The 23,240-nt window shown below is 58.0% G+C and carries 25 protein-coding genes; 10 read left to right on the plus strand and 15 right to left on the minus strand.

Annotated features, from left to right (window positions below):
* Window positions 1-114: 114 nt before the first annotated feature.
* The 5 genes from ACR0AL_RS19430 to lepA all read right to left on the minus strand — a co-directional run bounded on the left by ACR0AL_RS19430 (window position 115) and on the right by lepA (window position 4,751).
* The gene (locus tag ACR0AL_RS19430) at window positions 115-600 is read right to left on the minus strand and encodes a hypothetical protein (RefSeq protein ID WP_170379175.1); all 486 of its coding nucleotides are present in this window, start codon (window positions 598-600) and stop codon (window positions 115-117) included.
* A 131-nt stretch (window positions 601-731) separates the two neighbouring features.
* On the minus strand, window positions 732-911 hold the full coding sequence (locus ACR0AL_RS19435) for a CTP synthetase (RefSeq protein ID WP_170362555.1): 180 nt from the start codon (window positions 909-911) through the stop codon (window positions 732-734).
* A gap of 99 nt (window positions 912-1,010) precedes the next feature.
* A complete protein-coding gene (locus ACR0AL_RS19440) occupies window positions 1,011-1,331 on the minus strand; it encodes a hypothetical protein (protein ID WP_480664330.1) in 321 nt (106 codons plus the stop codon).
* A gap of 660 nt (window positions 1,332-1,991) precedes the next feature.
* Complete coding sequence (locus ACR0AL_RS19445) at window positions 1,992-2,870, minus strand: DUF2971 domain-containing protein (protein ID WP_480664332.1); 879 nt, start codon at window positions 2,868-2,870, stop codon at window positions 1,992-1,994.
* Between the two features lie 81 nt (window positions 2,871-2,951).
* Window positions 2,952-4,751 (minus strand): translation elongation factor 4, encoded by a 1,800-nt coding sequence (gene lepA / locus ACR0AL_RS19450; RefSeq protein WP_170553913.1) that lies wholly within the window; start codon window positions 4,749-4,751, stop codon window positions 2,952-2,954.
* A 226-nt stretch (window positions 4,752-4,977) separates the two neighbouring features.
* Here lepA and ACR0AL_RS19455 point away from each other — a divergent pair, with 226 nt between their 5' ends.
* From ACR0AL_RS19455 to ACR0AL_RS19465, 3 genes are all read left to right on the plus strand, one after another.
* Complete coding sequence (locus ACR0AL_RS19455; protein WP_480664334.1) at window positions 4,978-6,021, plus strand: Hint domain-containing protein; 1,044 nt, start codon at window positions 4,978-4,980, stop codon at window positions 6,019-6,021.
* Entirely contained in the window at window positions 6,018-6,323 is a 306-nt protein-coding gene (locus ACR0AL_RS19460; protein ID WP_170351356.1) for a hypothetical protein, read from the plus strand. The genes ACR0AL_RS19455 and ACR0AL_RS19460 overlap by 4 nt, the downstream gene beginning before the upstream one ends.
* A gap of 66 nt (window positions 6,324-6,389) precedes the next feature.
* Entirely contained in the window at window positions 6,390-7,331 is a 942-nt protein-coding gene (locus ACR0AL_RS19465) for a LysR family transcriptional regulator (protein WP_170398843.1), read from the plus strand.
* Here the strand turns inward: ACR0AL_RS19465 and ACR0AL_RS19470 are convergent.
* Window positions 7,328-7,771 carry a low molecular weight protein-tyrosine-phosphatase gene (locus ACR0AL_RS19470; protein WP_480664385.1) on the minus strand — a complete coding sequence of 148 codons (444 nt, stop codon included), beginning with the start codon at window positions 7,769-7,771 and terminating at the stop codon, window positions 7,328-7,330. The two genes, ACR0AL_RS19465 and ACR0AL_RS19470, sit on opposite strands and share 4 nt — an antisense overlap.
* Before the next feature lie 28 nt (window positions 7,772-7,799).
* On the opposite strand from ACR0AL_RS19470, the gene ACR0AL_RS19475 reads away from it, so the two are divergent.
* Window positions 7,800-8,495: an NAD-dependent deacylase gene (locus ACR0AL_RS19475; RefSeq protein ID WP_480664336.1), complete on the plus strand. Its 696-nt coding sequence runs from the start codon at window positions 7,800-7,802 to the stop codon at window positions 8,493-8,495.
* A 60-nt stretch (window positions 8,496-8,555) separates the two neighbouring features.
* Entirely contained in the window at window positions 8,556-9,164 is a 609-nt protein-coding gene (locus tag ACR0AL_RS19480) for an HdeD family acid-resistance protein (protein WP_480664338.1), read from the plus strand.
* An 87-nt stretch (window positions 9,165-9,251) separates the two neighbouring features.
* Here ACR0AL_RS19480 and ACR0AL_RS19485 read toward each other — a convergent pair whose 3' ends face one another.
* The 5 genes from ACR0AL_RS19485 to meaB form a co-directional block, all read right to left on the minus strand.
* Entirely contained in the window at window positions 9,252-9,725 is a 474-nt protein-coding gene (locus ACR0AL_RS19485; RefSeq protein ID WP_170362548.1) for a copper chaperone PCu(A)C, read from the minus strand.
* Between the two features lie 41 nt (window positions 9,726-9,766).
* Window positions 9,767-10,117, minus strand: coding sequence for a hypothetical protein (locus ACR0AL_RS19490; protein WP_170362547.1), 351 nt, complete (start codon window positions 10,115-10,117; stop codon window positions 9,767-9,769).
* 402 nt (window positions 10,118-10,519) lie between these two features.
* Window positions 10,520-10,807, minus strand: a complete 288-nt coding sequence (gene rpmB, locus ACR0AL_RS19495; RefSeq protein ID WP_170362546.1) for a 50S ribosomal protein L28 — start codon at window positions 10,805-10,807, stop codon at window positions 10,520-10,522.
* Window positions 10,808-10,983: 176 nt separating this feature from the next.
* Entirely contained in the window at window positions 10,984-12,123 is a 1,140-nt protein-coding gene (locus ACR0AL_RS19500; RefSeq protein ID WP_480664340.1) for a Hint domain-containing protein, read from the minus strand.
* A gap of 100 nt (window positions 12,124-12,223) precedes the next feature.
* Window positions 12,224-13,201, minus strand: coding sequence for a methylmalonyl Co-A mutase-associated GTPase MeaB (gene meaB / locus ACR0AL_RS19505; protein ID WP_480664387.1), 978 nt, complete (start codon window positions 13,199-13,201; stop codon window positions 12,224-12,226).
* Between the two features lie 205 nt (window positions 13,202-13,406).
* On the opposite strand from meaB, the gene hrpB reads away from it, so the two are divergent.
* The 3 genes from hrpB to ACR0AL_RS19520 all read left to right on the plus strand — a co-directional run bounded on the left by hrpB (window position 13,407) and on the right by ACR0AL_RS19520 (window position 17,992).
* A complete protein-coding gene (gene hrpB / locus ACR0AL_RS19510) occupies window positions 13,407-15,848 on the plus strand; it encodes an ATP-dependent helicase HrpB (protein WP_480664342.1) in 2,442 nt (813 codons plus the stop codon).
* Between the two features lie 112 nt (window positions 15,849-15,960).
* Window positions 15,961-16,419: an NUDIX hydrolase gene (locus ACR0AL_RS19515; protein ID WP_170351364.1), complete on the plus strand. Its 459-nt coding sequence runs from the start codon at window positions 15,961-15,963 to the stop codon at window positions 16,417-16,419.
* Between the two features lie 94 nt (window positions 16,420-16,513).
* Window positions 16,514-17,992 (plus strand): inorganic phosphate transporter, encoded by a 1,479-nt coding sequence (locus tag ACR0AL_RS19520; RefSeq protein ID WP_170351365.1) that lies wholly within the window; start codon window positions 16,514-16,516, stop codon window positions 17,990-17,992.
* A 6-nt stretch (window positions 17,993-17,998) separates the two neighbouring features.
* Here the strand turns inward: ACR0AL_RS19520 and ACR0AL_RS19525 are convergent, their stop codons facing one another.
* The 3 genes from ACR0AL_RS19525 to ACR0AL_RS19535 all read right to left on the minus strand — a co-directional run bounded on the left by ACR0AL_RS19525 (window position 17,999) and on the right by ACR0AL_RS19535 (window position 20,970).
* Complete coding sequence (locus tag ACR0AL_RS19525) at window positions 17,999-18,973, minus strand: 2-dehydropantoate 2-reductase (RefSeq protein WP_480664344.1); 975 nt, start codon at window positions 18,971-18,973, stop codon at window positions 17,999-18,001.
* A gap of 65 nt (window positions 18,974-19,038) precedes the next feature.
* Window positions 19,039-20,001 (minus strand): pirin family protein, encoded by a 963-nt coding sequence (locus ACR0AL_RS19530; protein ID WP_170351367.1) that lies wholly within the window; start codon window positions 19,999-20,001, stop codon window positions 19,039-19,041.
* 126 nt (window positions 20,002-20,127) lie between these two features.
* Window positions 20,128-20,970, minus strand: a complete 843-nt coding sequence (locus ACR0AL_RS19535) for a phytanoyl-CoA dioxygenase family protein (protein WP_170414358.1) — start codon at window positions 20,968-20,970, stop codon at window positions 20,128-20,130.
* 186 nt (window positions 20,971-21,156) lie between these two features.
* Here ACR0AL_RS19535 and ACR0AL_RS19540 point away from each other — a divergent pair, with 186 nt between their 5' ends.
* Window positions 21,157-21,645, plus strand: a complete 489-nt coding sequence (locus ACR0AL_RS19540; protein ID WP_170414356.1) for a peptidase associated/transthyretin-like domain-containing protein — start codon at window positions 21,157-21,159, stop codon at window positions 21,643-21,645.
* A gap of 8 nt (window positions 21,646-21,653) precedes the next feature.
* The gene (locus tag ACR0AL_RS19545; protein WP_437440783.1) at window positions 21,654-22,250 is read left to right on the plus strand and encodes a ferric reductase-like transmembrane domain-containing protein; all 597 of its coding nucleotides are present in this window, start codon (window positions 21,654-21,656) and stop codon (window positions 22,248-22,250) included.
* Here ACR0AL_RS19545 and argF read toward each other — a convergent pair.
* Entirely contained in the window at window positions 22,247-23,173 is a 927-nt protein-coding gene (gene argF / locus ACR0AL_RS19550; RefSeq protein WP_480659299.1) for an ornithine carbamoyltransferase, read from the minus strand. The two genes, ACR0AL_RS19545 and argF, sit on opposite strands and share 4 nt — an antisense overlap.
* Window positions 23,174-23,240 lie beyond the last annotated feature (67 nt).

Below are 23,240 nucleotides of genomic sequence, written 5' to 3' on the forward strand. Positions count from 1 at the left end.
TACAACTTACCTGAGGGAAACTTCATGAATGGTTCATGGACCTCTTAGACATCCACAGCGAACGGGGGCACGTCAAACCCCGCGCCCCTGCCGCAAGCCTTTGTGAAGATTGATCTATTCGATTGTGATGCTACCTGTGATCGTATTCACGAACTTCTTGGTGTCAGGATCAGTCAGCGACGAAAAACTCCCGCTTCCGGTGGCGCTGGCCCAACTGCCCGAACCGCCCGAGACGGTCCAGTCGCCCGTCAAAGCCCCATCCGCACCAAGGCCCGTGGCCGTCCAGGTCATCACCGCCTTATCGCCCGAGGTGGTATCGAACACACAATTCCCGGTGCCCGAGACCGCAGCCCCGTTTACCAGCAGCGCACCGAAGCACGAACCCGTTGCCCCCTCCAGCGGGTGCCCGGCGGTAACTTCGAAACTGTCATAGTCGGTCTGCGTTTTGACCACGGCGTTCCCGTCCGAGATGCCATAGACTTGGTTCGCGTTCGTCCCCATGCCTTTGCTTTCGCCGTCATAGGTCTCGGCCTGGGCCAAACCTGCGGACAAGCCTAGGGTCAGAACTGTGGCTGCGGTCGTCGTTAAGAATTTGTGCATAATAACCTCTCATTTCTGAGGGTAATGCGTTGCAGGCACCCGAAGAATAAAGCCGCCCAAACGCGGTCCCCCGCGGACACAATAACAGATTGAGATGTGTGCGTCTAAAGCGGGGAACTATGCACCACGGATCAGCTTTCGAGCTTGCGAGCCACCAGATACGAAACCGGGAACGCCGCCACAAACCCCACGACAGCTGCGACCAGAATATGCGTCGCCGACGTGTAACCCATTGCCAAAACCGCAATTACAGCGGACCCGGCAAGGGTGGAACCAAGAAAGATGTGAAGGATCAGCATCAGGGTCAGCATAGGGTGCCTCGTTTTTCCAGTCTGTTTTCGCGCACACTAAAACCAAGCTTGAGGGTGGTCCTTGATCTGGGTCAGAATAAGTGGAAGTTCGAGGCGCGATCAGGCCCATGCCAAGGCCGTGCCGACCAGGACTAGGCCAATCCCGGCGACTTCGCGACCAGAGAAGTTTTCGCCGAACAGGAAGTAAGAGGCGATGGCGATCAGGATGACCTCGGCCCCCAGAATGCCGGTATAGATGATGCCCAGCCGCTCGTCGCGCAGCGCGGCAAGCTCCAGTGTCGCCCCGGCCAGCAGGGTTGCAACGATCAGCAGGCCAAGCCCCACGCCGGGGAGTTTCCACCAGAACTTCATCGCGATCATGGCCACGGAATAGAGGCCCGCCGACCCGAGGGCGATGATGGGGATCAAGGATGTGGACATCTGCACCTCCTGCCGAGGGTTCCGTTGGGTCAAGTGTAGCAGGAGGGTGCGGTTGGGGCTGTGAGGTGGGTCACAGTGTGGGTGATGGGTTGAAAACCCATCCTACGTAGGGTGGGTTTTCAACCCACCAATCCACCCGTAGAGCGGGCTTCAGCTCGCCATCTCCATCCGATTAATGCGCGTTGGCTCGGCCAGGCGAATGGCGGGCTGAAGCCCGCCCTACGGTTTCCGTTTGAAAAGATACAGGTAGGATGCACCTACAATTACGGCAGAACAAATTGTATCGGCGATGTACCACGGTTCATAATGTGTCCAGCGGTAGGCAACGACGCCAACCACCCAAAGGCACACGAGAGCGAATTCGATTTTGGGGTTATTCCTGAACATACTCGCGAAACGTTCGATCTCTTTGTCTGGAATTGCAACCGGTAGTGTAGACGGCCAATCAGCAGAGCTGAGGGCAGCGCCGGCCCGAGGGGAGGCGCAAACGCGCCGCCCGTTTTGCCGGAGGCAGACCTTCGGTTTGACGGGGGCGGGCCATGCCGGAGGCATGCTTTCAGCATGACGCGGCCCAACGGTGCTGCCAAAGCGCTGCACTAAAATTTTGAATTTTCACCAAACGGTTTAACTGCAAATATTCAGTTTGGCATCTAGCGTCAATTAAACGGGCTTCAGACAAATCGAGTAGTTTTGTGAACTCAGATTCACTTTCGAAATCGGGATGCGCTCATCCACTCGACGTCGAATAAAATCGGGAATTCTATCGTCAGAATTTGCACCCAGAATGACCTCAACTGGTTCTAACGCCGATAACGGCTTATAGCCCGGCCTTGGATCAAACAGAGAGTGCACTCTCCATTCTTTTTCATACTTCCATTCATCAGGTTTTTGATAGGCGAGTGCGAGTAGTACTTCGTTTTGACTATAATTACCTACTTTGCCTTTGACCCCGTCCGCAAACTTCAACAAATCGATCATCGTAAGTTTCGGGCGTTTAGACGAGTATTTGACATCCAATGGAAACCTATCATCGAACTTTTGCATGAGGTCCTCACGAACTCGATACTTGATACAATAACCTCGATGAGAATTGGAATAGTGGCTCCACATAAGAGGGTTATCCCAACTTTCGGAAAAGCAGCAGATGAAGGCCTTTCGCCGTTGCTCCTGCAAAAGCGCTTCACCAGTCTGCATAACCCGTTCAATGTTTGCTAAAGTTGGCCTGTAAGCCCTGCGGATTCTTCTCCGTTCCCCGGGGGATGATATTCTTGGAAAGAACCTAGAAACTGTTTTCTCTTCGACGATTAGTTTTCCAGGCCGATGTTTCCTGAAGTAATCGACTATTTCTTGTGCGGAACTAGACTTAAAGCTTGGATTACAGTCGAAAGGATCATTTTGGCCGAGTAACGATGAAAAATATACCCTTCTGAAACCAATCGCTTGCTTCAAGTCCTGACAAGCGTAGCGCGTTGAATTGGAACGATATCGATACAAGAATTCCGGGAAATTATTGGTGCTTTGGGTTACATTAGTGCTCATAGAACGCCGTACACCTTAAACGTATGAAACAACCAAATTAGGACACCGGAATTGCGCGCCGCCTCTCGTAAGAGGACAGCATTAACTATCCATCTTAAGCGCTGAAATAAACGCCTCCTGCGGGATATCCACCTTCCCGAACTGGCGCATCTTTTTCTTACCCGCCTTCTGCTTGTCCAGCAGTTTGCGTTTCCGCGTGGCGTCGCCTCCGTAGCACTTCGCGGTCACGTCCTTACGCAGCGCCGAGAGGGTCTCGCGCGCGATGACCTTGCCTCCGATGGCGGCCTGGATCGGGATTTTGAACATGTGGCGCGGGATCAGGTCCTTGAGCTTTTCGCACATTGCCCGGCCCCGCATCTCGGCCCGGTCGCGGTGAACCATGGTCGACAGCGCGTCGACCGGTTCGTCATTCACCAGCACCGACATCTTGACCAGATTATCCTCGGTATAGCCGGTCATCTGGTAGTCGAACGAGGCATACCCCTTGGTCACCGACTTCAGGCGGTCGTAGAAGTCAAAGACGACCTCGTTCAGCGGCAGGTCATAGACGACCATGGCGCGGCTGCCTGCATAGGTCAGGTCCAGCTGGATGCCGCGGCGGTCCTGGCACAGTTTCAGCACGTCGCCGAGGTATTCGTCAGGCACCAGAATGGTCGCCTTGATGCGCGGTTCCTCGATATGGTCGACCTTCGACGGGTCGGGCATGTCGGCGGGGTTGTGCAGCTCGATCATCTCGCCGTCTTTCATGTAGACGTGATAGATCACCGACGGCGCGGTGGTGATGAGCTCGATATCATATTCGCGTTCGATGCGGTCGCGGATGACCTCAAGGTGCAGAAGGCCAAGGAAGCCGCAGCGGAAGCCAAAGCCAAGTGCTGCCGAGGTTTCCATTTCGAACGAGAACGAGGCGTCGTTCAGCGCCAGCTTGTCGATGGCGTCGCGCAGGTCTTCGAATTCGGAACTGTCGACGGGGAAGAGGCCGCAGAACACCACCGGCTGCGCAGGTTTGAAGCCTGTCAGGGCCTCTTCGGTGCCGTTACGGTCATTGGTGATGGTGTCACCGACGCGAGTGTCGCGGACCTGTTTGATGGACGCGGTGAGAAAGCCGATCTCGCCGGGGCCGAGCGAGTCCACCATCTCCATCTCCGGGCGGAAGACGCCGACGCGGTCGACATGGTGCAGGGTGTTGTTCGACATGAACTTGACCCGCATGCCCTTTTTCAGCGTGCCGTCCATGATACGGACCAGAACGATCACACCGAGATAGGCGTCGTACCAGGAATCCACCAGCATCGCCTTAAGCGGCGCGTCCAGATTACCCTGCGGTGCGGGCAGTTGTTTCACGATGGCCTCGAGCGTCTCGTGGATGCCCTGCCCCGTCTTGGCGCTGACCTGAATGGCGTCGGTCGCGTCGATGCCGATGACGTCTTCGATCTGTTCGGCCACGCGGTCACAATCGGACGCGGGCAGATCGATCTTGTTCAGCACCGGCACAATCTCATGATCGGCGTCGATGGCCTGATAGACGTTCGCCAGCGTCTGCGCCTCAACTCCTTGGGTCGAGTCCACAACCAGTAGCGAGCCCTCGACCGCGCGCATGGACCGGCTGACCTCATAGGCGAAGTCCACGTGGCCGGGGGTGTCGATCAGGTTCAGCACGTATTGCTCGCCATTGTCGGCGGTATAGTCGATGCGGACCGTGTTGGCCTTGATGGTGATGCCACGCTCGCGTTCGATATCCATGCTGTCGAGCAGCTGTTCCTTCATGTCGCGATCCTTGACCGTTCCGGTCTCTTGGATGAGCCGGTCAGCAAGAGTGGATTTGCCATGGTCGATATGCGCGACGATGGAGAAATTGCGGATATGAGCGAGGTCTGTCATGGGTTGGGATATGTCCGGAGATTTGGGTCTCGTCAAGCCGTGAAGCGTTGCAGCATAGGCGCGCAGTGGGTCTTTCTACCTAAATGCATTTACCCAGTATTTGCGAACGGATAGGATTATGCCGTTGATTGGCCCGAACACTAACAAGAAAGCAGTTTAAACGTTGGCCGACTATTCGATTTTCGTTCTTGGTGAAAGCCAACTGTCGATCACGGTGCCTCAGGGGTTGGACGGCATCACTCAGGGCACGGGCATACATTTGATCGGTCAGACGATCACGATTGACTCTCGCGCGGCGACCGAGGTCTTCATCACCGACGCGGGAAGCGACACCAATTTTGCCGACAACGATGGAAATCAGCGTTTGGATGGCGACCAGACGATAGACGGCACGCTATTCACCAACGGCACGCGAGTTGAGGCTGAGTACGGCATCACCTTAACAGATGGAGTGAACACTTGGCAGGCGGTTGCGTTCAACGTAACCAACTCTTCTCCGGCATACGGAACCGTTGAGGGGATTGCCTTTATCGGAGGGCCCGGTCAGTTTCCCCCCGCTGGCGTGCCCTTGACCGTTGTCAGCACGCAGGAAGGCCCGAGCTTTGATGAAAGCGAATATGTTACACCGATCTGCTATGATGCCGGAACTTTAATTGAAACGGAACAGGGTCACCTGCCAATCGAAGCATTGAAGCCGGGTGACAGGGTTTGGACACAGGATGATGGGTTTGTTTCGGTGCAATGGACGGGTGTCCAGGATGTCATTGCTGCAGGCCGCTTCAAACTAGTGAAAATTCCCGTTGGCGTTCTATCCAACTTTGCCCCGCTCAAAGTCTCCCAGCAACATAGGATATTGATTTCACATCCATTGGCCGAGTTGTTGTTCGCAGAGAATGAAGTTTTTGTCCCCGCCATAAGCCTTGTGGATGCCGGTATCGCATATCTGACTACAGATCGAACGGCGCGCTTTCATCACTTTTTACTGGAACGGCATAACGTCGTCCGGGCGAACGGCGCAGCCTCCGAAAGTCTGCTGGCCGCATGTTTGGCGGATCAGCCAAACCCGGACAGGCTATTTTTTCCCGAACTCACGGGGCGTGTTATGGAAACAACAGACACGGCAAGACTGGCCTTAAAACGCCGTGAGGCCGCATTTTTGCTCCAATCGCTGTTGTCCATTGATCCGCAAACCCGATTGATTCATACTCCGCCGCAGACCGAGAGGGGCGTCAGATCACTCCGGGCAGGCAAAAACGAGGCAAGAGCATGAAAAAGTTCCTCCTAATCGCACTTTGTGCCACATCTCTGACGGCGATAGCACCGGTCGAAGCTGCGCAGATCAAACGGGCGTGTCTGGCGTCTGATCGTACAGCCGCGACACGGGATCGATGCAACTGCATTCAACGCGTGGCCAATCAGGCATTGACCCGCAGCGATCAGAAAACCGTCGCGAAGTGGTTCACCGACCCCCACCAGGCGCAAGAGTTGAAGATGTCGCAAACTGCACGCGATGATGCGCTGTGGGATCGGTATCAGAACTTTGGCCAGATGGCACAGGCGATCTGCAGCTAAGGCATTCTGAATCCTTGACCTGATCCGTCCTGCGCCCCAGAAAAGGCGCAGCGAAAGGTGTATCTAATGGTAATGAAAGGGCTGACCCTGCGTGGGCTCGAAGTGTTCGAAGCCTTGGCGCGGACGGGATCGGTGGCGCAGGCGGCCGAGATCACGGGGCTCAGCCAGCCTTCAGTGTCACAGCAATTGCGCAATCTGGAAAACGCTCTTGGCACCGAATTGGTGGATCACGCGCGACGCCCGATGCGGCTGACACAGGCCGGTCACAGCTTTCTGGCACGGACCGAGTCAGTTCTGGCCGAGCTGCAAATAGCACAAAGTGAGTTGACCGTTATGGACCTGGGGCACCTCACCACTTTGTCCATCGGGCTGATCGACGACTTTGACAATGACCTGACGCCTCGATTGGCAACCCTATTGGCCGACAGCCTGACACGGTCGAATTTCAAGCTCATTACCCTGCCCAGCCTGGATCTGTTCGCCGAGTTGGAAGCGCAACGCCTGCACCTGATGGTCTCGGCCCATTCCGGCGAAGTGCTTGAAGGTGTGGTCGAATATCCCTTGGTCCGCGACCCATTTATTCTGGTGACCCCCAAAGGGGTCGACAATGCCACGCAGGACCTGCCCTTTCTGCGCTATGCCCGTGAACAGCTGATCAGCCGCCAGATCGAGTCGCATCTGGCGCGGCAGCAACAGAAATATGAGGAACGGTTCGAGATCGGTTCGCATCTTGCTTTAATGGCCATGGTCGCACGCGGGTTGGGTTGGGCGATCACAACGCCGCTGGGCTATATGCGGGCAGCGCGTTTCCACGACGCGCTGGCGGTCCATCCCGTTCCATTCGGAGAGTTTTCGCGGACAATTTCCCTGTTCACGCGCACCGATTGGTCCGATCAGGTTCCACAAGAGGTCGCGGGCATGATGCGTCGCCTTATGCGCAATCAGATCGTCGACCCGGCGTTGGTGCAACTGCCATGGCTGACGGACAAACTGAAAGTAATGGGCTAGGCCCGCAGATGCGCGTGAAGCCCTTCAACGGCAGCTTCGATTAGGTCCAGCGCCCCGTCGAAATCACGAGTGTAATACGGATCGGGTACATGATCGGCACCCGTTTCGGGTGCGAAATCGGTGAGCAACTGTACAGGGGTAGTGCTCCCAGCGGGGCGCAACGCCTCGATACTGGCAATGTTTTCGGCGTCCATACCGATGATCAGATCGAACCGTTCGAAATCATCGGCTACAAACAGCCGGGCTCGCAGGTCGCTAAGGTCAATTTCGCGGGCCTGTGCCGCTGCCTGCATCGGCCCATAAGGCGGATTACCAATATGCCAACCCGATGTTCCGGCGCTATCGGTGGTGTGATGCGGCGCACGGGCGCGAAACACGCCTTCGGCAGCAGGAGAACGGCAGATATTGCCGAGACAGACAAAGAGGATACGGTGGGTCATGGGCCAAGGTGTAACGCGAAGGGCAATGATGGAAAAGATCGTCATACTGACAGGGGCCGGTATTTCTGCCGAAAGCGGGTTGGGCACCTTCCGCGATGAAGGCTGGTTATGGGCACAACACCGGATTGAGGACGTCGCCACTCCCGAAGGTTTCGCCCGCGATCCCGCTCTGGTTCACCGGTTCTACAACGCCCGGCGCGTGCAGGCTGCCAAGGCCAAATCTAACGCTGCGCATGCCGCGCTGGCACGGCTGCAAATGGACTTTCCCGGCGAGGTGGTGATCGTCACTCAGAACGTCGACAGCCTGCACGAATCTGGCGGCGCCGAGCATGTGATCCACATGCATGGCACGTTAGCCGGAGCGTTTTGCCCGGCATGCAGCCACCGCTGGGCATCACCACCCGAGATGGCCGTGGGCGAACCCTGCCCTGCCTGCGGTGCCGCCACCGCGCGACCGGATGTGGTCTGGTTTGGCGAGATGCCCTATCACATGGACGCAATCTACGACCATCTGGCCGAAGCGACCCTGTTTGCTGCCATCGGCACCTCGGGTCAGGTCTATCCTGCCGCCGCCTTCGTTCATGAAGCCTTGCAATCCGGCGCCCGCACGGTCGAACTGAACCTCGAACCTTCGACCGGAGCCTCCAGTTTTGATGAGGTCATTCTCGGCCCCGCTACGGAAACAGTCCCATCTTGGGTAGATGACTTGCTCAGCCCGAGATGACAGCAGACACCGGCAGAATTTTCCGTTTATAGTGAAGGCCTAACCAGCTGGGAGAGCATCATGTCAGACCCTCAATCCCCGCACGAGGAAATCCTCGAGGATGGCACTTTGGACGGCCGCGACGCTTTGGGCGATCAACTCGCGGGACTGTGGTGGACGTTCCTGTTGCGCGGCATCTTCGCTGGGGCACTGGGCATCGCTGCGCTGTTCTGGCCGACAAGCAGCATTTCACTGCTGTTGCGTCTGGTCGGTCTGCTTCTGATCGTGGATGGTGGCCTGACCTTGCTGGGCTTTGGTCGGCGTGGATTGATAGGGGGCGTAGGGGTCGGCGCCCTGTTGATCGGTCTGGTACTTCTCCTGTGGCCCGAAGGCGTGGCGCGGCTGACTTTCTTCTTGTTGGGGGCGTGGGCCCTGATCATCGGCGTTGGCTCGCTGATGGCATGGCGGCAAATGTCGGATCAACACCCCGATGCGCCCTCAGTGCGCAATTCCGGGGTCATAGCGCTGCTGATCGGGTTGGTGCTGATCTTCTGGCCCGGCAGCGGAATGGTGGCGCTGGGATGGGCCATTGCCTTCGGGGCCCTGGCCTTCTCGGCGGTGATGTTCTGGCTGACCGCCCGGTTCAAACGCGCCCATGACCGGGTCGCCATGCGCGTGGTCAATCGCTAACCACCTCCGGAAACGGCAACAGGCCGGGCAAAGCCCGACCTGACGCATGGATGAGGGCCGCAGCGCGGCCTGAAGACAGGCGTAGCCTCAGTTCGAATGTGTCCCGTGGCCGCCGGCGTCCTGACGTTCCAGATCAACCGGCACCTCGATCTCGATCTCTCCGGCCTTCTCGAAAATCAGTGTCACCGGCACTGTCGCGCCTTGCTCGAACGGGGCAGTCAGCCCCATGAACATCACATGATCGCCACCGCGCTTCAGCATGTGGGTTTCACCGGCTGGAATGACAAAACCTTCTTCGACGTGCATCATCTTAGCTACGCCGTTGTCATCAATCTTGTGGGTATGCAGCTCAACACGTGCAGACGCATCGGATTCCACGCCAATCAACCGGTCGTCAGCCTCGCCCGTGTTTTTGATCATCATAAAGGCAGCACCGGCCTTGGCTGCTTTGCCTGCGGAGCGCGCATAGGCGTCATCAACGGCAATCGTATCCTGAGCAAAAGCAGATGTTGCCAGCGTTGCAGCGACCAGAGTGATCAGAAGTTTGGATTTGAGGGACATTGCACCTCTCCTTGTATAAGTGTCTGAAAGAAAATGTGTCTTCAGATCACAACCGGAGGCGCGCGCGCCGGTCTGAAGGGAACCGGCAGGGCAACCAGATTACCCGCCTTGCGCAAAGGCGCGGGCTGAACCTGTTCTGGCGCAACGGGCATGGCGGCTGCCGGGACAACGACCGCCCCCAAGAGGGTCAGCGCGTATTCAGGGCAGAAATGAGGGGGCTGAGTCGGCTGGCCTTCGGCGTCCATATAGACCACCACCGGGCCTGTACCAGTGCAAAGCACCATTTGCCCCACCGCCCTGTCCATTCCGCGCGATGCAGCCACCCCCTGCCCTGTCAGAATGACAAGCAGCGAAAGCGCCAAAGGCAGAAATCTGTTCAGAACGGGTTTCATCCTGCGCCTGATATAGGCCGGACTCAAAGCGGGCTTCAAGCGCAATCGAATACGCCTGAAACCCGCAACCACTGGGTTCGTGTCAGCTGTCCACGCCAGGACGCTTGACGGACCCTTTGGTCAGGCTCGTATGCAACCTGTTCACCTGTCGTTGCATCCGAAAGCATGTCCCAAACGTCTTGCCAAAAAAGGCAGCCAACAGGGAGAGGAAATCAGACAATTTAAAAGACATGGGGGTAAACTCCGCCAGATGAATATGACTAAACATAAAACAGTCCTGGCGCAGGGTATGTGAACAATATCACCGTGGCTGAAAATTTAATTCCAGTTCAGGAGCAGGCCGCGCAAGAAAAAACCCTGCACCTTGCGGTACAGGGTTGAATTCTTTGAAGGGAAAAGGGTTTACGCCGTGGCTTGTGCCTTGGCAATTTCCTTTTTCACTTTCAGCGCGTTTGCCGACAGTTCGTCATCTTTGGCTTTGGCCAGGAACGCATCCAGACCACCACGGTGGTCGACCGAGCGCAGTGCAGCCGCCGAGATGCGCAGCTTGACGCCACGACCCAGGGTCTCGGACTGCAGGGTAACGTCGTTCAGGTTCGGCAGAAAACGACGACGAGTTCTGTTTTTGGCGTGGCTGACATTGTTGCCAGTCATCGGGCCTTTTCCGGTCAGTTCGCAACGGCGCGACATGGTTTCTTCCTTTGTTTCTGGAGGCCGGGCATGATGCCAGCGGCCAAATCACAAGGGGCGCAACCCGAAGTCGCGCCCGAAAACTGGTTGGATGCGTGTAGTGGGAATCGCCAGAAGGGTCAAGACAGATCGCGCGAAATCTTTGCTCAGGCATCACCGGGCGGTTGGATACACGCCTACAAAAGCGGTTTTTTGTTCTTGCGATGGCGTTCCAACAGATGCGACTGCTGCCGTCCGCGCGGAATATAGCGGGCGGGTCGCGGTGTCAGTTTCTTTTCGATCAGCTCAGGAAATATCTCAAAAATCTCGCGGCGGGCCTCAGAACTCAGAGTTTTCAGCGCCTCGGGCCCTGTAAACAGGCTTTCTGTCGGCGCGCCTTCGGCAAAGATGACCTGATGTTGATCGAAAAGCAGATGGTAGTACTCAACCGATGTGACGTCTTTGTCCACGAATATACCGGGCAAGGCTGTTAGCTTGATGGCGGGAATCAGCACTTCGCGTTCGTCGAACATGCGTTGGGCAATGGGGGACTGGACCAGCATCCGATGCTGTCGCGAGACCAATAAGTCCCGACTTGGAAAACCGCCGCCCAACGCCCCTGCCAGAATTCGAATGGGATAAAGTTTGGGGTTCCCCTTCAATCCGTCTAGATCAAAGCGTCGCCTCCCGATCCAGCGAATCTGTTGCAACCCCTTACCCAGTGTCTCAATCATGTCACCGGTGCAGAGATCTTGGATAAGCACCGGGCCGGATCGTGTCAAAATCTCAGTGTCGCGTGTGAAGCATGGAACCCCTGTTCCGTTCTCGAATGCCTGATAAGAGACGGACGGCCCAGACGGTAGGTTCGACGGCAGGATAAAAGTGCCGCTTGAGACCGAGTAGGAAACACCTTCGGCAACGGTGAAAGTTCCAAACGTATCATCGGTGACGACCGTACCGACGGGCAGGTTCAAGCTGTCCGTTCCGCCGCCACCGCGAACGTCGCCCGTTACGTTTGTGCTGTTGATGTTCAGGGTGTCGTTGCCCTGCCCCAGCCGAACATCACCAACGGTAGATCCCTGAAGGTTGACCGTATCATCATCAATTCCGGCATTCACTTGCCCGACCACAGTACTGCCGGTGATAACGATATCGTCGTCTCCGCGATTGCCCCGCACGGAACCGGAAATCGTACTGTTGGTAACGGTTACGTCGTCATCGCCCTGTCTGGCGCGAATATTGTCAATTGGTCCGGGTACCGTTGTCCCGTTTAAAGAACCGGTATTGTCGGTGACTTCAATGTCGTCGTCGTTATTCGTCCCGTTGATATCGGGCATGTTCGACGGTTCCTGTCGCCTGAGCCAATCGCACAACTCAAAATTGCATTCGCGTCGATCTTACACGACAAATGATGAACGCGCCACTCTGCCCGGCCGGTTAGTCTGCCGCCAATTCAGTCAGCATTTGTTTGGCCGCGATCGATGGGCTAAGGACACCTTCACCTACCTGAGTGCTGAAACGATCCATCATCGCACGCGCCTGTGGTGTTTCGAGCCGGGCCAACAGGGCATGCCGGACCTCTTGATCGAACCAATATCGCGCTTGATTGGTTCGATTGGCCTCCCAATGGCCAGCTTCACGCCGCCAATCAGTCAGCGATTGCATTTCGGACCACGCGTCTTCCAAGCCGTGTTCTTCCACCGCCGACACTGTCATAGCCTTGGGAAAGGTCTCGGGGTCCTGCGGGCGCTTTCGCAACAGGCGCAGCGCTCCGGCATAGTCAGCGCAGGTGCGGATGGCAGTAGGCTTCAGATCTCCGTCAGCCTTGTTGATCAGAATCATGTCGGCCATTTCCATGATGCCGCGCTTGACACCTTGCAATTCGTCTCCGCCTGCTGGGGCCAGCAGCAACAGGAACAGGTCGGACATTTCGGACACAACGGTTTCCGACTGGCCCACACCCACGGTTTCGATCAGCACCACATCGAAAGCGGCGGCCTCGCACAGGGCAATCGCCTCGCGCGTACGTCGGGCCACACCACCCAGATGCGACTGGCTGGGGGATGGGCGGATAAAGGCGTTTCTCTCGCGGCTCAGACGTTCCATCCGGGTTTTGTCGCCCAGAATCGAGCCTCCGGAGCGGGACGAGCTAGGGTCAACCGCCAGCACCGCCACCCGCAGCCCCTGGGCGATCAGCATCATGCCAAAGCTTTCGATAAAGGTGGATTTGCCAACCCCTGGCGTCCCTGACAGGCCGATACGCAGCGATTGCCGTTTGGATTTAGCCAGATGCGCCAGCAATTCGGCCGCCTGTGCCCGGTGATCCTCACGGCCGCTTTCGACCAGAGTGATGGCGCGGGCAAGTGCGCGCCGCTCACCGTTCAAAATCCTGTCGCTCAGGCTGTCTATGTCCATTTCATCCTCGATGTGTTGCGGCACGACTACTTGCCGCCCCGACAAACTGTTTGTCCAGACTGGACCGCTGCGGAAATACGCCGCACACCAATTATTCGCACCCATGTGTTGCCGTTCCTCCGCTGTTAGCGGTTGCGCTACTCCTGTTCGCGCCGCGCACATGGCGGAACTGGACCTTGCCGTTTCGTTGGCGGATAAAGCCCGCATGACACGACTGCCCATTGAAGACGCCATCCCAGACCTGCTTGCGGCCCTCCAGGATTCAGGCCGCGCTGTTCTTCAGGCCCCTCCGGGGGCAGGTAAAACAACACGAGTTCCCCTGGCGATACTCGAGGCGGGCTTGTGCGAAGGCAAGATCGTGATGTTGGAGCCGCGCAGATTGGCCGCGCGCGCTGCTGCCGAAAGGATGGCCGACACTTTGGGCCAACGCGCGGGTGAGACCGTAGGTTATCGGGTGCGGGGCGAAGCCAAGGTTTCAAAATCAACCCGGGTCGAGGTCGTGACCGAAGGCATTCTGACCCGGATGTTGCAATCCAATCCCGACTTACCGGGTGTGGACGCCGTGATTTTCGACGAATTCCACGAACGATCCCTGAACGCCGATCTGGGATTGGCCCTTTGTTTGGAAGTCACCGGCGCTCTGCGGGATGACCTGATGCTACTGGCCATGTCGGCAACGTTGGATGCCGAGCCGGTTGGACGGTTGATGGGCGCGCCAATGGTCACCTCCGAAGGGCGCAGTTTTCCGGTCGAAACACACTGGCTGGACCGCCCTTTGGGGGCGCAGGCACGGCGGCTGGACGCTCTGGTCGATCTGGTTGTTCAGGCTGAAAGGGACACGCGCAAAACCGGCGGCGGGGTGTTGGTGTTCTTGCCAGGTGAGGGTGAAATTCGCCGGGCCGAGGCCGCCTTGTCCGCGCGCCTGCCGGAGAACTGCGTGCTGCGCCCCCTATTCGGGGCCATGCCTTTTGCCGCCCAGCGCGCTGCGATTGCGCCGGTGGATCAAGGGCGCAAAGTGGTGTTGGCCACGTCGATTGCCGAAACCTCACTGACCATTCCCGACATTCGGGTCGTGGTTGATATGGGGCAAGCGCGACGGGCGCGGTTCGATCCCGGTTCGGGCATGTCCCGTTTGGTAACCGAGCGTGTAACCCGCGCCGAAGCCACCCAGCGCGCCGGTCGCGCAGGCCGCGTGGCCGAGGGCAAGTGCTATCGGTTGTGGTCCAAGGGTGAAGAAGGTGCGTTGTCTGCTTATCCTCCGGCCGAGATCGAGGCCGCGGACCTGACAGGTTTGGCATTGGAGCTGGCGCTGTGGGGTGCCGAACCGGGCGATCTGGCCTTTCTGACACCGCCGCCCGAAGGCACGATGGCCGAGTCAAAGGCTCTGCTGACGATGCTGGGCGCGCTGGATGCCAAGGGGCGGATTACCGAACACGGGCGCGCCCTGGCTGCCCTGCCCCTGCATCCGCGTCTGGGTCATATGTTGGTGTCTGCCGGTTCCGGTGCCGCCACTTTGGCCGCATTGATGGCCGAACGCGATCCGCTAAAGGGCGCGCCGTCAGACCTTTTGCTGCGGCTAGAGGCGCTGCGCGACATCCGCGCGTTTCAACGCAACCGCGTCTGGCAAGTGAATTCGGGCGCAGTGGATCGGATCAAAGCCGAAACCAAACGTCTGCGTACCAAGGGCCAGGCCAGTGATCTGAGCCCCGCCGCCATGGCCGCGTCGGCCTATCCCGACCGCATCGGACAGCGCCGCAAGGGTGACGTTCCCCGCTATGTTCTGTCAGGCGGCAAAGGGGTGGTGCTGGACAGCGGCGATACGCTGGCCGCGGCACCTTATCTGGTGGTCACGGACACCGACGGTAATCCGCGCGAAGCACGGGTGCGCATGGCCGCCCAGATCAGCGAAGGCGAAATTCGCGATCTGTTTTCCGGGCAAATCAGCTGGGTCGACAGCTGCGCCTGGTCAAAACGCGACCGCCGGGTGGTGGCGCGCAAACAGGAAAGGTTCGGCGCGATAACGCTGAGCGACCGTCTGTGGAAGGACGTGCCGGACGATGCCGTGGCGCAGGCCATGCTGGATGGCGTGCGCGATCTTGGATTGCGTCTGGACGGGGCGGCGGCGCGGTTGGCGGCGCGCGTTGAATTGGTGCGGACCGAAGGGGCTGATCTGCCTGACTTTACCATCGAAGGGCTAACAGAGTCGCTTGAGGACTGGCTGCTGCCCATGCTCTCGGGCGTACGCAACGCCGAAGAGTGGAAGCGGTTTGACCTGCTGCCCGCTCTGTGCGCCCGGCTAGACTGGATCCAGACGCAAGAACTGGATCGCCGCGCGCCCGGATCGTTCGAAACACCGCTGGGCCGAAAGGTGCCGATTGATTATGGCGGCGCGGTGCCTGAGATTTCCGTGCGCCTGCAAGAGTTGTTTGGCGTCACGCAGCATCCGGTTGTGGGGGGCGAGGCGTTGAAAATCACCCTGCTTTCTCCTGCGCAACGACCGATCCAGATCACCCGTGATCTACCGGGATTCTGGGCGGGCTCTTACGCCGATGTTCGCAAGGATATGCGCGCGCAATACCCCAAGCATCCCTGGCCCGAAGACCCGACACTGGCCGACCCAACCCTGCGCGCCAAACGGCGGAAATAACCACGACCCCGACATTCGTGATAGAGTTGGTTCAGGCAATTGTTTGTATCAGCCCTATTTCACTGTTATGTGCCGACGTTTCAGGCAAGAAAAGCACAGGATCGATCGACCAATGACGAAATGGCTGCGAAAAATCTGGGACGAGGTCGCCCGACCAATTTTCCTGCGCCCGCAACGGGTGCAGTTTGCAGCCCTTTGCACCCGTGAAACCCCAAGCGGACCAGAGGTTCTATTGATCACAAGTCGCGACACCGGGCGCTGGATCATTCCCAAAGGTTGGCCGGTTGATGGCATGGACGGTGCTGAAACTGCACTGCAGGAGGCTTGGGAGGAAGCAGGCGTGCGGGCGCCGAACCCCTCCAAGGAACCGATCGGGCACTATACTTACGACAAAATCCTGAACGATGGCACGGCCTATCCCGTTCTGACCAGTGTCTATCGGGTTGATGTTCAGGATCTGGAAGATGACTTTCCCGAAGCTGGCAAACGCGAGCGGGTCTGGGTTTCGCCCTCAACTGCGGCTGATCGTGTTAACGAGCCGGAATTGCGCGATTTACTGCTGCAAGTGTGATAGTTTCGCAAAAAATTGATAACATAACTGTTGTCCCGAGGGGGGAAACCGTCTAGCCGCGTGCCGAAATGCACTGGCTGCTTGAAAAAAGATCATGTCGAATTTGACCTCGAAATCCCGCTGGCAGGCTCTGGACAGCGACCTTCACCGTATCTCGCGTGTTGAGAATGCCAACGCCCATGTGGCGCGCCCGCTGTTGGCCCCTGGTATTTCGCTGGCCTTTATTGCGCTGGCCGGGTTGTCGGCGGCGATAGTGTTCGGGCTGGCGGATGGCGGCCTGATCGTTGCTGCGGCAGCCGCCTTTGGGGCCTATATGGCGATCAATATCGGTGCCAATGACGTGGCCAACAACATGGGGCCCGCGGTTGGTGCCAACGCACTGACCATGGGTGGTGCTATCGTCATCGCCGCCATTGCCGAAAGCGCCGGTGCCCTGTTGGCAGGCGGAGATGTCGTTTCGACCATCTCTAAGGGGATCATCGATCCGGCCTCGGTTCAAACCAGCAATGTATTCATCTGGGCAATGATGGCTGCGCTGATTTCGTCGGCCTTATGGGTTAACCTGGCCACATGGGTCGGGGCACCGGTGTCAACGACGCACTCGGTTGTCGGCGGCGTGATGGGGGCCGGCATCGCCGCAGCGGGCCTGAGCGCCGTCAACTGGAGCACAATGAGCGCGATTGCCGCAAGCTGGGTAATCTCGCCAGTATTGGGTGGCTTGATCGCGGCTGGGTTTCTGGCACTGATCAAAGCCAAGATTCAATATCAGGACGATAAAATAGCGGCAGCACGGCGCTGGCTTCCAATCCTTGTGGCCGTAATGGCTGCGGCGTTTGCCACCTATCTGGCCGTTAAGGGTCTTAAGCGGATCGTTAAGATTGAGCTTGAGGTGGCGCTGCTGATCGGCCTTGCAACGGGGTTCCTGGTCTGGTCGGTCACGGTGCCCTGGGTACGGCACAAATCCGAGGGGATGGAAAACCGCACCAAATCACTGAAAACTCTGTTTGGCCTGCCGCTGGTCATCTCGGCCACATTCCTCAGCTTTGCGCATGGCGCCAATGACGTGGCCAACGCGGTCGGCCCCCTGGCCGCTATCGTACACGCAGCGGAATTCGGTGACTTTGCCGCAAAAGTTGCGATCCCCAACTGGGTCATGGTGATCGGAGCCTTTGGAATTTCGTTCGGCCTGTTTCTATTCGGGCCCAAATTGATCCGCATGGTCGGTAGTCAGATCACCAAACTGAACCCAATGCGGGCCTTCTGCGTGGCGCTGTCCGCAGCCATTACCGTTATCGTGGCCAGCTGGCTTGGCCTGCCGGTCAGCTCAACTCATATTGCTGTAGGCGGCGTTTTTGGGGTTGGTTTCTATCGTGAATGGCATTCAGATCGCCGGTGGAAACACTCCAACCGCCAGCGTCCGGTCGAACAGCGGCTGGCCCGGGAAGAGCATCAGCGCCGCAAGCTGGTGCGGCGTTCACATTTCATGACCATTGTGGCGGCCTGGGTGATCACGGTCCCCGCAGCCGCGGCGATGTCAGCGACAATATTTCTAATCCTGACGGCCTTCGCCTAATCCGGCCTAAGACGCAATTTGATCCACAGAAATCGCGGTTTCAGGCGCGTCCTCGATCAAATCTCGTATCTTGGCGCAGATCGGGGTTTCGACGCCAATTTGCGCGCCCAGGCGAATGATCTCACCCTGAAGACTGTCGATTTCGGTCGGGCGACCTGCCATCAGATCAAAGGCCATCGAGGTGCGCGCGCTGGGGTCAATGGTCAGCATTCGCGCAGCGATCCTGGAAAAGATCGGCGTTGGCAGGCGCAGGATATGCGGCGTCATCCACGCAGGCAGCGGAGTAGTCGAAGCGACCGGATGGTTCGCGGCGTTCAACACCATCAGAGCCTCGGTCATCTGATCCGCCATCAGGCGTCGCCAGTTCCGGTCCAGCAGTTGATCTTTCAACGCCAGCCCTGACAGCGCATTCAGCGCGTTGTTGAGGTTGATCACCAGCTTACCCCATTGGACCGCTTCGATATCATCGCTTTCCACAACCGGCATGTCAGCGCTACTCAGCTTCTGACCCAGCGCACCGGGACCGCTTTGGATGACGATCTCACCAGAGGTGGCGCGATGAAAGCTGGCAGGTTCAGTCGGCACCACATTGAACGGCACCATTCCGGCGCGCACGTCATGCTCTGACAGAACCATGCGCAATGTACGGGCGTTTTCCATACCGTTTTGCCACGATACCACCGGAATTGAGATGGGCGTGTATTCCGCGATCTGCGCAGCCATTTCCGCTGTGGCACCTGATTTAACGGTCACGATGACGACCTGGGCACCGGCCAGGCAGGTTGCATCTTCGGTCAGGGTCAAATCTTGCGCGGCCACATGCCGGGTCAGGCCCGAAAAATCCGAAATCGTCAGTCCTTGTTCTTGGATCGGATCTAATATGCGTGGACGGCCCAAAAGGGTAACGTCATGCCCTGAATGCGCCAACAATGCCCCGCAATAGCATCCGATACTGCCTGCACCCGCGATCACGATTTTCATGGCATCCCTCCCGGCGCAAAGGATCGCCGGGAACGAGGGCACGGACAAGACCCCCTGACGTCTGGTCAGCGTGCGCGCCTTGGCCGTGTCCGTTCCAGTTCATCCGAGATCGGTATGAACTCTTGATCATCACCCGGCGGCAGGTGGAACGCACCTTTTGCCCAATCGGCGGTTTTCCATTCACGCGTGGCGGCCTCGATCTTTTCCTTCGAAGATGACACAAAATTCCACCAGATATAGCGCTCTTCGTTCAATGTCGCACCGCCCAGCAGCATCAACCGCGCGCCTTGCGGCCCAGCCTTGACCGAAAGGGGATCGCCGGGGCGGAACACCATCATACGGCCCTGTGTGAACGTATCGCCTGCGATCTCGACGGAACCTTGGGTGACATAAACACCCCGGTCTTCATGGTCATCCGGCAAAGGAAACGACGCGCCGGGATCAAGTCGCACGTCCAGATAGAAGGTCTCGGACAGCATCGTAACCGGGCTGGTTTCACCATAAGCTGACCCCAGGATTAAACGGGCGCTGACACCTTGGTCCTGAATATGTGGCAGCGCACCTTGCTTGTGATGCTCGAAATCCGGAGCCATATCCTCATGCGCTTCGGGCAATGCTATCCAGGTCTGGATGCCGAACAGGCTGTGTTTCTTGTCTCGTGTCTTCTGACTGGTCCTTTCGGAATGAGTCACCCCGCGCCCGGCAACCATCCAGTTGACCTCGCCGGGGTAAATCATTTGATGCGTGCCAAGACTGTCGCGATGCTCGAACTCTCCTTGATAGAGATACGTCACCGTCCCAAGACCGATATGCGGGTGTGGTCGGACGTCGATGCCGTCACCAGTCAGGAATTCGGCTGGACCTACTTGGTCAAAAAAGATGAATGGCCCAACCAGCTGCCGTTTACTCGAGGGCAGCGCCCTACGTACTTCGAACCCGCCCAGATCACGAGCGCGCGGAATGATCAATGTGTCCAGCGCCGTGTTGTGTGACAGAGATTCGAGGCTTTGGGTCGGGTTCCAACTCATTGCTGCGCTCCTGCGATCAGGTAGTTGCGTTCACCATCGCAGAATACACGGTATTTTCAGCTTGAGTATTCGCCATTTCGCACAGATTAAGTGCAATTTCGATGTTATGTTATTTCATCCCATTGCTCAAAGTGCCTCTCTTGGCCAAAGCCGGGGGAAAAACGGCCCGTCGATGCGGTCGCCTTCGCTGTAACCGGCGGCCTCGAACTGCGCACGTTCGTCTTTCGCCCAATCTCCGCGATATCGGATAATCCCGTCCGGCGCTGTCATCCGCAGGCTAAACCGACGCACTGTTTCCGTCGGCGTGACCGAGGACAGACCACCATGCAGTGTTCGCATATCGAAATAGATGCAATCCCCTAATTCCATATCCCACTGCAACAAGTCATAGGCGCCGGGATCGGCGTTGATATCCGGGGGCTGGTGATACGTTCGGCCTGCGACCTCAGTGGCCCCAAGACTGGGATGACCATCCGCAAACCGAACCCGCATGAACAGCTTGTCCCACAGATGCGAGCCTTTGACGAAGGCAATGCCGTTTTCTTTAGTCACCGGTTCAAGAGGCAGCCAAAGGACGCACATAGTGCCTTCGAAATCGAAATAGGACAGGTCCTGATGAAAGGGTGGGCGCGAGGTCGATCCGGCCTCACGCAGGAACCAGTTATCCATCACAAGGTTGATCGACGGCGCATCCAATAAACCCGCAGCCAGTGGGGCGCACGGCGAGTGATGCACGAAATCCCTAAATTGCGGAATCTTGTTCCACGCCCAGAAATCCTCGAAATAAGCAGGGGCGTCTGGGTCCTTGGTGTGACGAGTGAAATTGTCGGTCGGGTTGGCCAGGTCCGCACTGATACCTTCGCGCAACAAGTCCAACCAATGATCCGAGAATTTCGAGCGCAGCACAACGGCACCGTCCCGCTTGAAGGCTGCAATTTCGTCGGGCGAAACCGATTGTGTCTTGTCCATTTTTCAGCCTTTCGCATCGTTATACCGACGATGGCACCGCAACCAGCACAGGGTCAAAGAAATTCGCTGGGGCTTGGGGTGATCACAGAGTGGTGAAGATCGCCTCGGAATTGATCTGAACCGTGCTATCTTTGCGCTGTGGCGCGCTCAGGTTGCTATGGATGTTACCTTGCAGGAGGTCCCGACATGACGAATTCACACTTGTCTCGTAGATCCGTAATGGCGCTGGGCGGGGCTGCTCTGGTCACTGGCGGTTCGGGCTTGCGGATGCCCGCACGCGCCGCCGGGCTGGCCCCGACACGGTCCATGCGCGGCGGGTCGAACAACTACCGCCCCGGCGCACCCATCGTCGAGCGGATCGGCGGCGGTGGGTTCTGGATGACCGGCACTGTGCGGCGGGCTGGGGACGGTGCCCCTCTGCCCGGCCAACGTATCCAAATCTGGGCTCACACAACCGAAGGGCATGAGCGGGATCCGCAAAGCCATGGTGCTACACTGACCGACGCCAATGGTGAGTTCCGGTTGGAGATGCCGCAGATCGTGCCCGCCTTTGGCCAGCCGCACGGGCATCTGGCCTATGACAGCGGCGAGTTTGAGACGGTATTCCTGCGTCCGATCATGGCAAGTTCAAAAGACCAGACCCTTGCCGCGCATTTCGTCCTGCAACCCGCCTGATTTACGTGATCCGCAGCCTTTTGATCTGGGCGGCTGTGATCGCCGCCATAGCTGTGCCGCTGATTGCGGCGGCGCATAGCCCTTTATTGGCGTGGCGCGACCCAGTCTACATCGTGGCCGGGTTTGCCGGAGTGCTGAGTATGGGGCTGTTGTTGCTGCAACCCTTGCTGGCCGGGCGCGACTTGGCTGGATTACTGCCTTTGGCCAGCCGGCGCTGGCATCGACGGGTTGGCATCACTCTGATCATCGCCCTTGTGGTGCATGTGGGCGGCTTGTGGATCACCAGCCCCCCGGATGTTGTGGATGCGTTGCTGCTCGTCTCACCCACCCCGTTTTCAGCCTGGGGCGTCGTTGCGATGTGGGCCGCCTTCGCTGCCGCCTGTCTGGGCATCTTTCGGCAGCGTCTGGCCCCGCGGTACCGTATCTGGAGGCTGGGTCACACAGGGTTAGCCGCCATAACCATTGTCGGCAGTGTCGTGCATGCGATGCTGATTGAAGGGACGATGGAGATCATGACCAAAACCGCCCTCTGCGTTCTGGTTCTGTTGGCGAGCGTCCGAACGCTCGCCAGATTGCGTGTGTGGGATATCCGGCGGCGCAGTTAAACGCCCAGACACCAGCGCATGACCGCCTTTTGGGCATGCAGACGGTTTTCAGCTTCGTCAAAGATTACCGAGTTCGGTCCGTCCATGACCTCGGATGTCGCCTCTTCCTCGCGGTGCGCAGGCAGGCAATGCATGAACAGCGCATCCGGCTTGGCATGAGACATCAACTCGGTATTCACCTGATAGGGGCGCAGCAGGTTGTGACGACGCTCTTTGGCCGATTGGGAATCGTGCATCGAGACCCAAGTATCGGCCACTATAAGATCGGCATCTTCCACCGCTTTGTAAGGGTCACGCTCGACCACGATTTTCGAACCCTTCTGACGAGCGAACCCCATGAATTCTTCCTCGGGGTCGAACTGAGCGGGACCGGTGAAGGTCAGATCGAATCCGAACTGGCCCGCCGCATGCAGGAACGAGGCGCAGACGTTGTTGCCGTCTCCGGTCCAGACCACTTTTTTTCCTTTGATCGGCCCGCGATGTTCTTCAAAAGTCAGCACGTCAGCCATGATCTGGCAGGGATGCGTACGGTCGGTCAGGCCGTTGATCACCGGCACGTCGGAATATTCAGCCATCTCGGTCAGGATGGTTTCATCGAACGTCCGGATCATGATCATGTCGACATAACGCGACAGGACACGGGCCGTGTCGGCAATGGTTTCGCCGTGGCCCAGTTGCATGTCCTTACCCGACAACACCATGGTCTGCCCGCCCATCTGCCGTACGCCCACATCGAAGGACACGCGCGTTCGGGTCGAGGGTTTTTCAAAGATCAGTGCGACCATGCGGTCCTTGAGCGGCTGATCATCATCCTGCGCGGCTTTGGGGCGACCCAGACGGGCCTGTTTCATTTCGCCGGCCTGATCGATCATCGTCCGCAGATCGCCTGCATCGGTTTTGTGGATATCGAGGAAATGGTTCATATCGTTTCGCTTTTGGCTGTCGGTCGCCGGGGGCGCTGCCCCCGGCCCCCCGGAGTATTTAGAAAAA

It is taken from the genome of Ruegeria sp. BB1 (genome assembly GCF_056539465.1).

Bases quoted from the DNA above. Each gene is read 5' to 3' on its own strand.
- ACR0AL_RS19430 (WP_170379175.1), bottom strand. From the start codon at position 600: ATGCACAAATTCTTAACGACGACCGCAGCCACAGTTCTGACCCTAGGC.
- ACR0AL_RS19435 (WP_170362555.1), bottom strand. From the start codon at position 911: ATGCTGACCCTGATGCTGATCCTTCACATCTTTCTTGGTTCCACCCTT.
- ACR0AL_RS19440 (WP_480664330.1), bottom strand. From the start codon at position 1,331: ATGTCCACATCCTTGATCCCCATCATCGCCCTCGGGTCGGCGGGCCTC.
- ACR0AL_RS19445 (WP_480664332.1), bottom strand. From the start codon at position 2,870: ATGAGCACTAATGTAACCCAAAGCACCAATAATTTCCCGGAATTCTTG.
- lepA (WP_170553913.1), bottom strand. From the start codon at position 4,751: ATGACAGACCTCGCTCATATCCGCAATTTCTCCATCGTCGCGCATATC.
- ACR0AL_RS19460 (WP_170351356.1), top strand. From the start codon at position 6,018: ATGAAAAAGTTCCTCCTAATCGCACTTTGTGCCACATCTCTGACGGCG.
- ACR0AL_RS19465 (WP_170398843.1), top strand. From the start codon at position 6,390: ATGGTAATGAAAGGGCTGACCCTGCGTGGGCTCGAAGTGTTCGAAGCC.
- ACR0AL_RS19470 (WP_480664385.1), bottom strand. From the start codon at position 7,771: ATGACCCACCGTATCCTCTTTGTCTGTCTCGGCAATATCTGCCGTTCT.
- ACR0AL_RS19475 (WP_480664336.1), top strand. From the start codon at position 7,800: ATGGAAAAGATCGTCATACTGACAGGGGCCGGTATTTCTGCCGAAAGC.
- ACR0AL_RS19480 (WP_480664338.1), top strand. From the start codon at position 8,556: ATGTCAGACCCTCAATCCCCGCACGAGGAAATCCTCGAGGATGGCACT.
- ACR0AL_RS19485 (WP_170362548.1), bottom strand. From the start codon at position 9,725: ATGTCCCTCAAATCCAAACTTCTGATCACTCTGGTCGCTGCAACGCTG.
- ACR0AL_RS19490 (WP_170362547.1), bottom strand. From the start codon at position 10,117: ATGAAACCCGTTCTGAACAGATTTCTGCCTTTGGCGCTTTCGCTGCTT.
- rpmB (WP_170362546.1), bottom strand. From the start codon at position 10,807: ATGTCGCGCCGTTGCGAACTGACCGGAAAAGGCCCGATGACTGGCAAC.
- ACR0AL_RS19500 (WP_480664340.1), bottom strand. From the start codon at position 12,123: ATGCCCGATATCAACGGGACGAATAACGACGACGACATTGAAGTCACC.
- meaB (WP_480664387.1), bottom strand. From the start codon at position 13,201: ATGGACATAGACAGCCTGAGCGACAGGATTTTGAACGGTGAGCGGCGC.
- hrpB (WP_480664342.1), top strand. From the start codon at position 13,407: ATGACACGACTGCCCATTGAAGACGCCATCCCAGACCTGCTTGCGGCC.
- ACR0AL_RS19515 (WP_170351364.1), top strand. From the start codon at position 15,961: ATGACGAAATGGCTGCGAAAAATCTGGGACGAGGTCGCCCGACCAATT.
- ACR0AL_RS19520 (WP_170351365.1), top strand. From the start codon at position 16,514: ATGTCGAATTTGACCTCGAAATCCCGCTGGCAGGCTCTGGACAGCGAC.
- ACR0AL_RS19525 (WP_480664344.1), bottom strand. From the start codon at position 18,973: ATGAAAATCGTGATCGCGGGTGCAGGCAGTATCGGATGCTATTGCGGG.
- ACR0AL_RS19530 (WP_170351367.1), bottom strand. From the start codon at position 20,001: ATGAGTTGGAACCCGACCCAAAGCCTCGAATCTCTGTCACACAACACG.
- ACR0AL_RS19535 (WP_170414358.1), bottom strand. From the start codon at position 20,970: ATGGACAAGACACAATCGGTTTCGCCCGACGAAATTGCAGCCTTCAAG.
- ACR0AL_RS19540 (WP_170414356.1), top strand. From the start codon at position 21,157: ATGACGAATTCACACTTGTCTCGTAGATCCGTAATGGCGCTGGGCGGG.
- argF (WP_480659299.1), bottom strand. From the start codon at position 23,173: ATGAACCATTTCCTCGATATCCACAAAACCGATGCAGGCGATCTGCGG.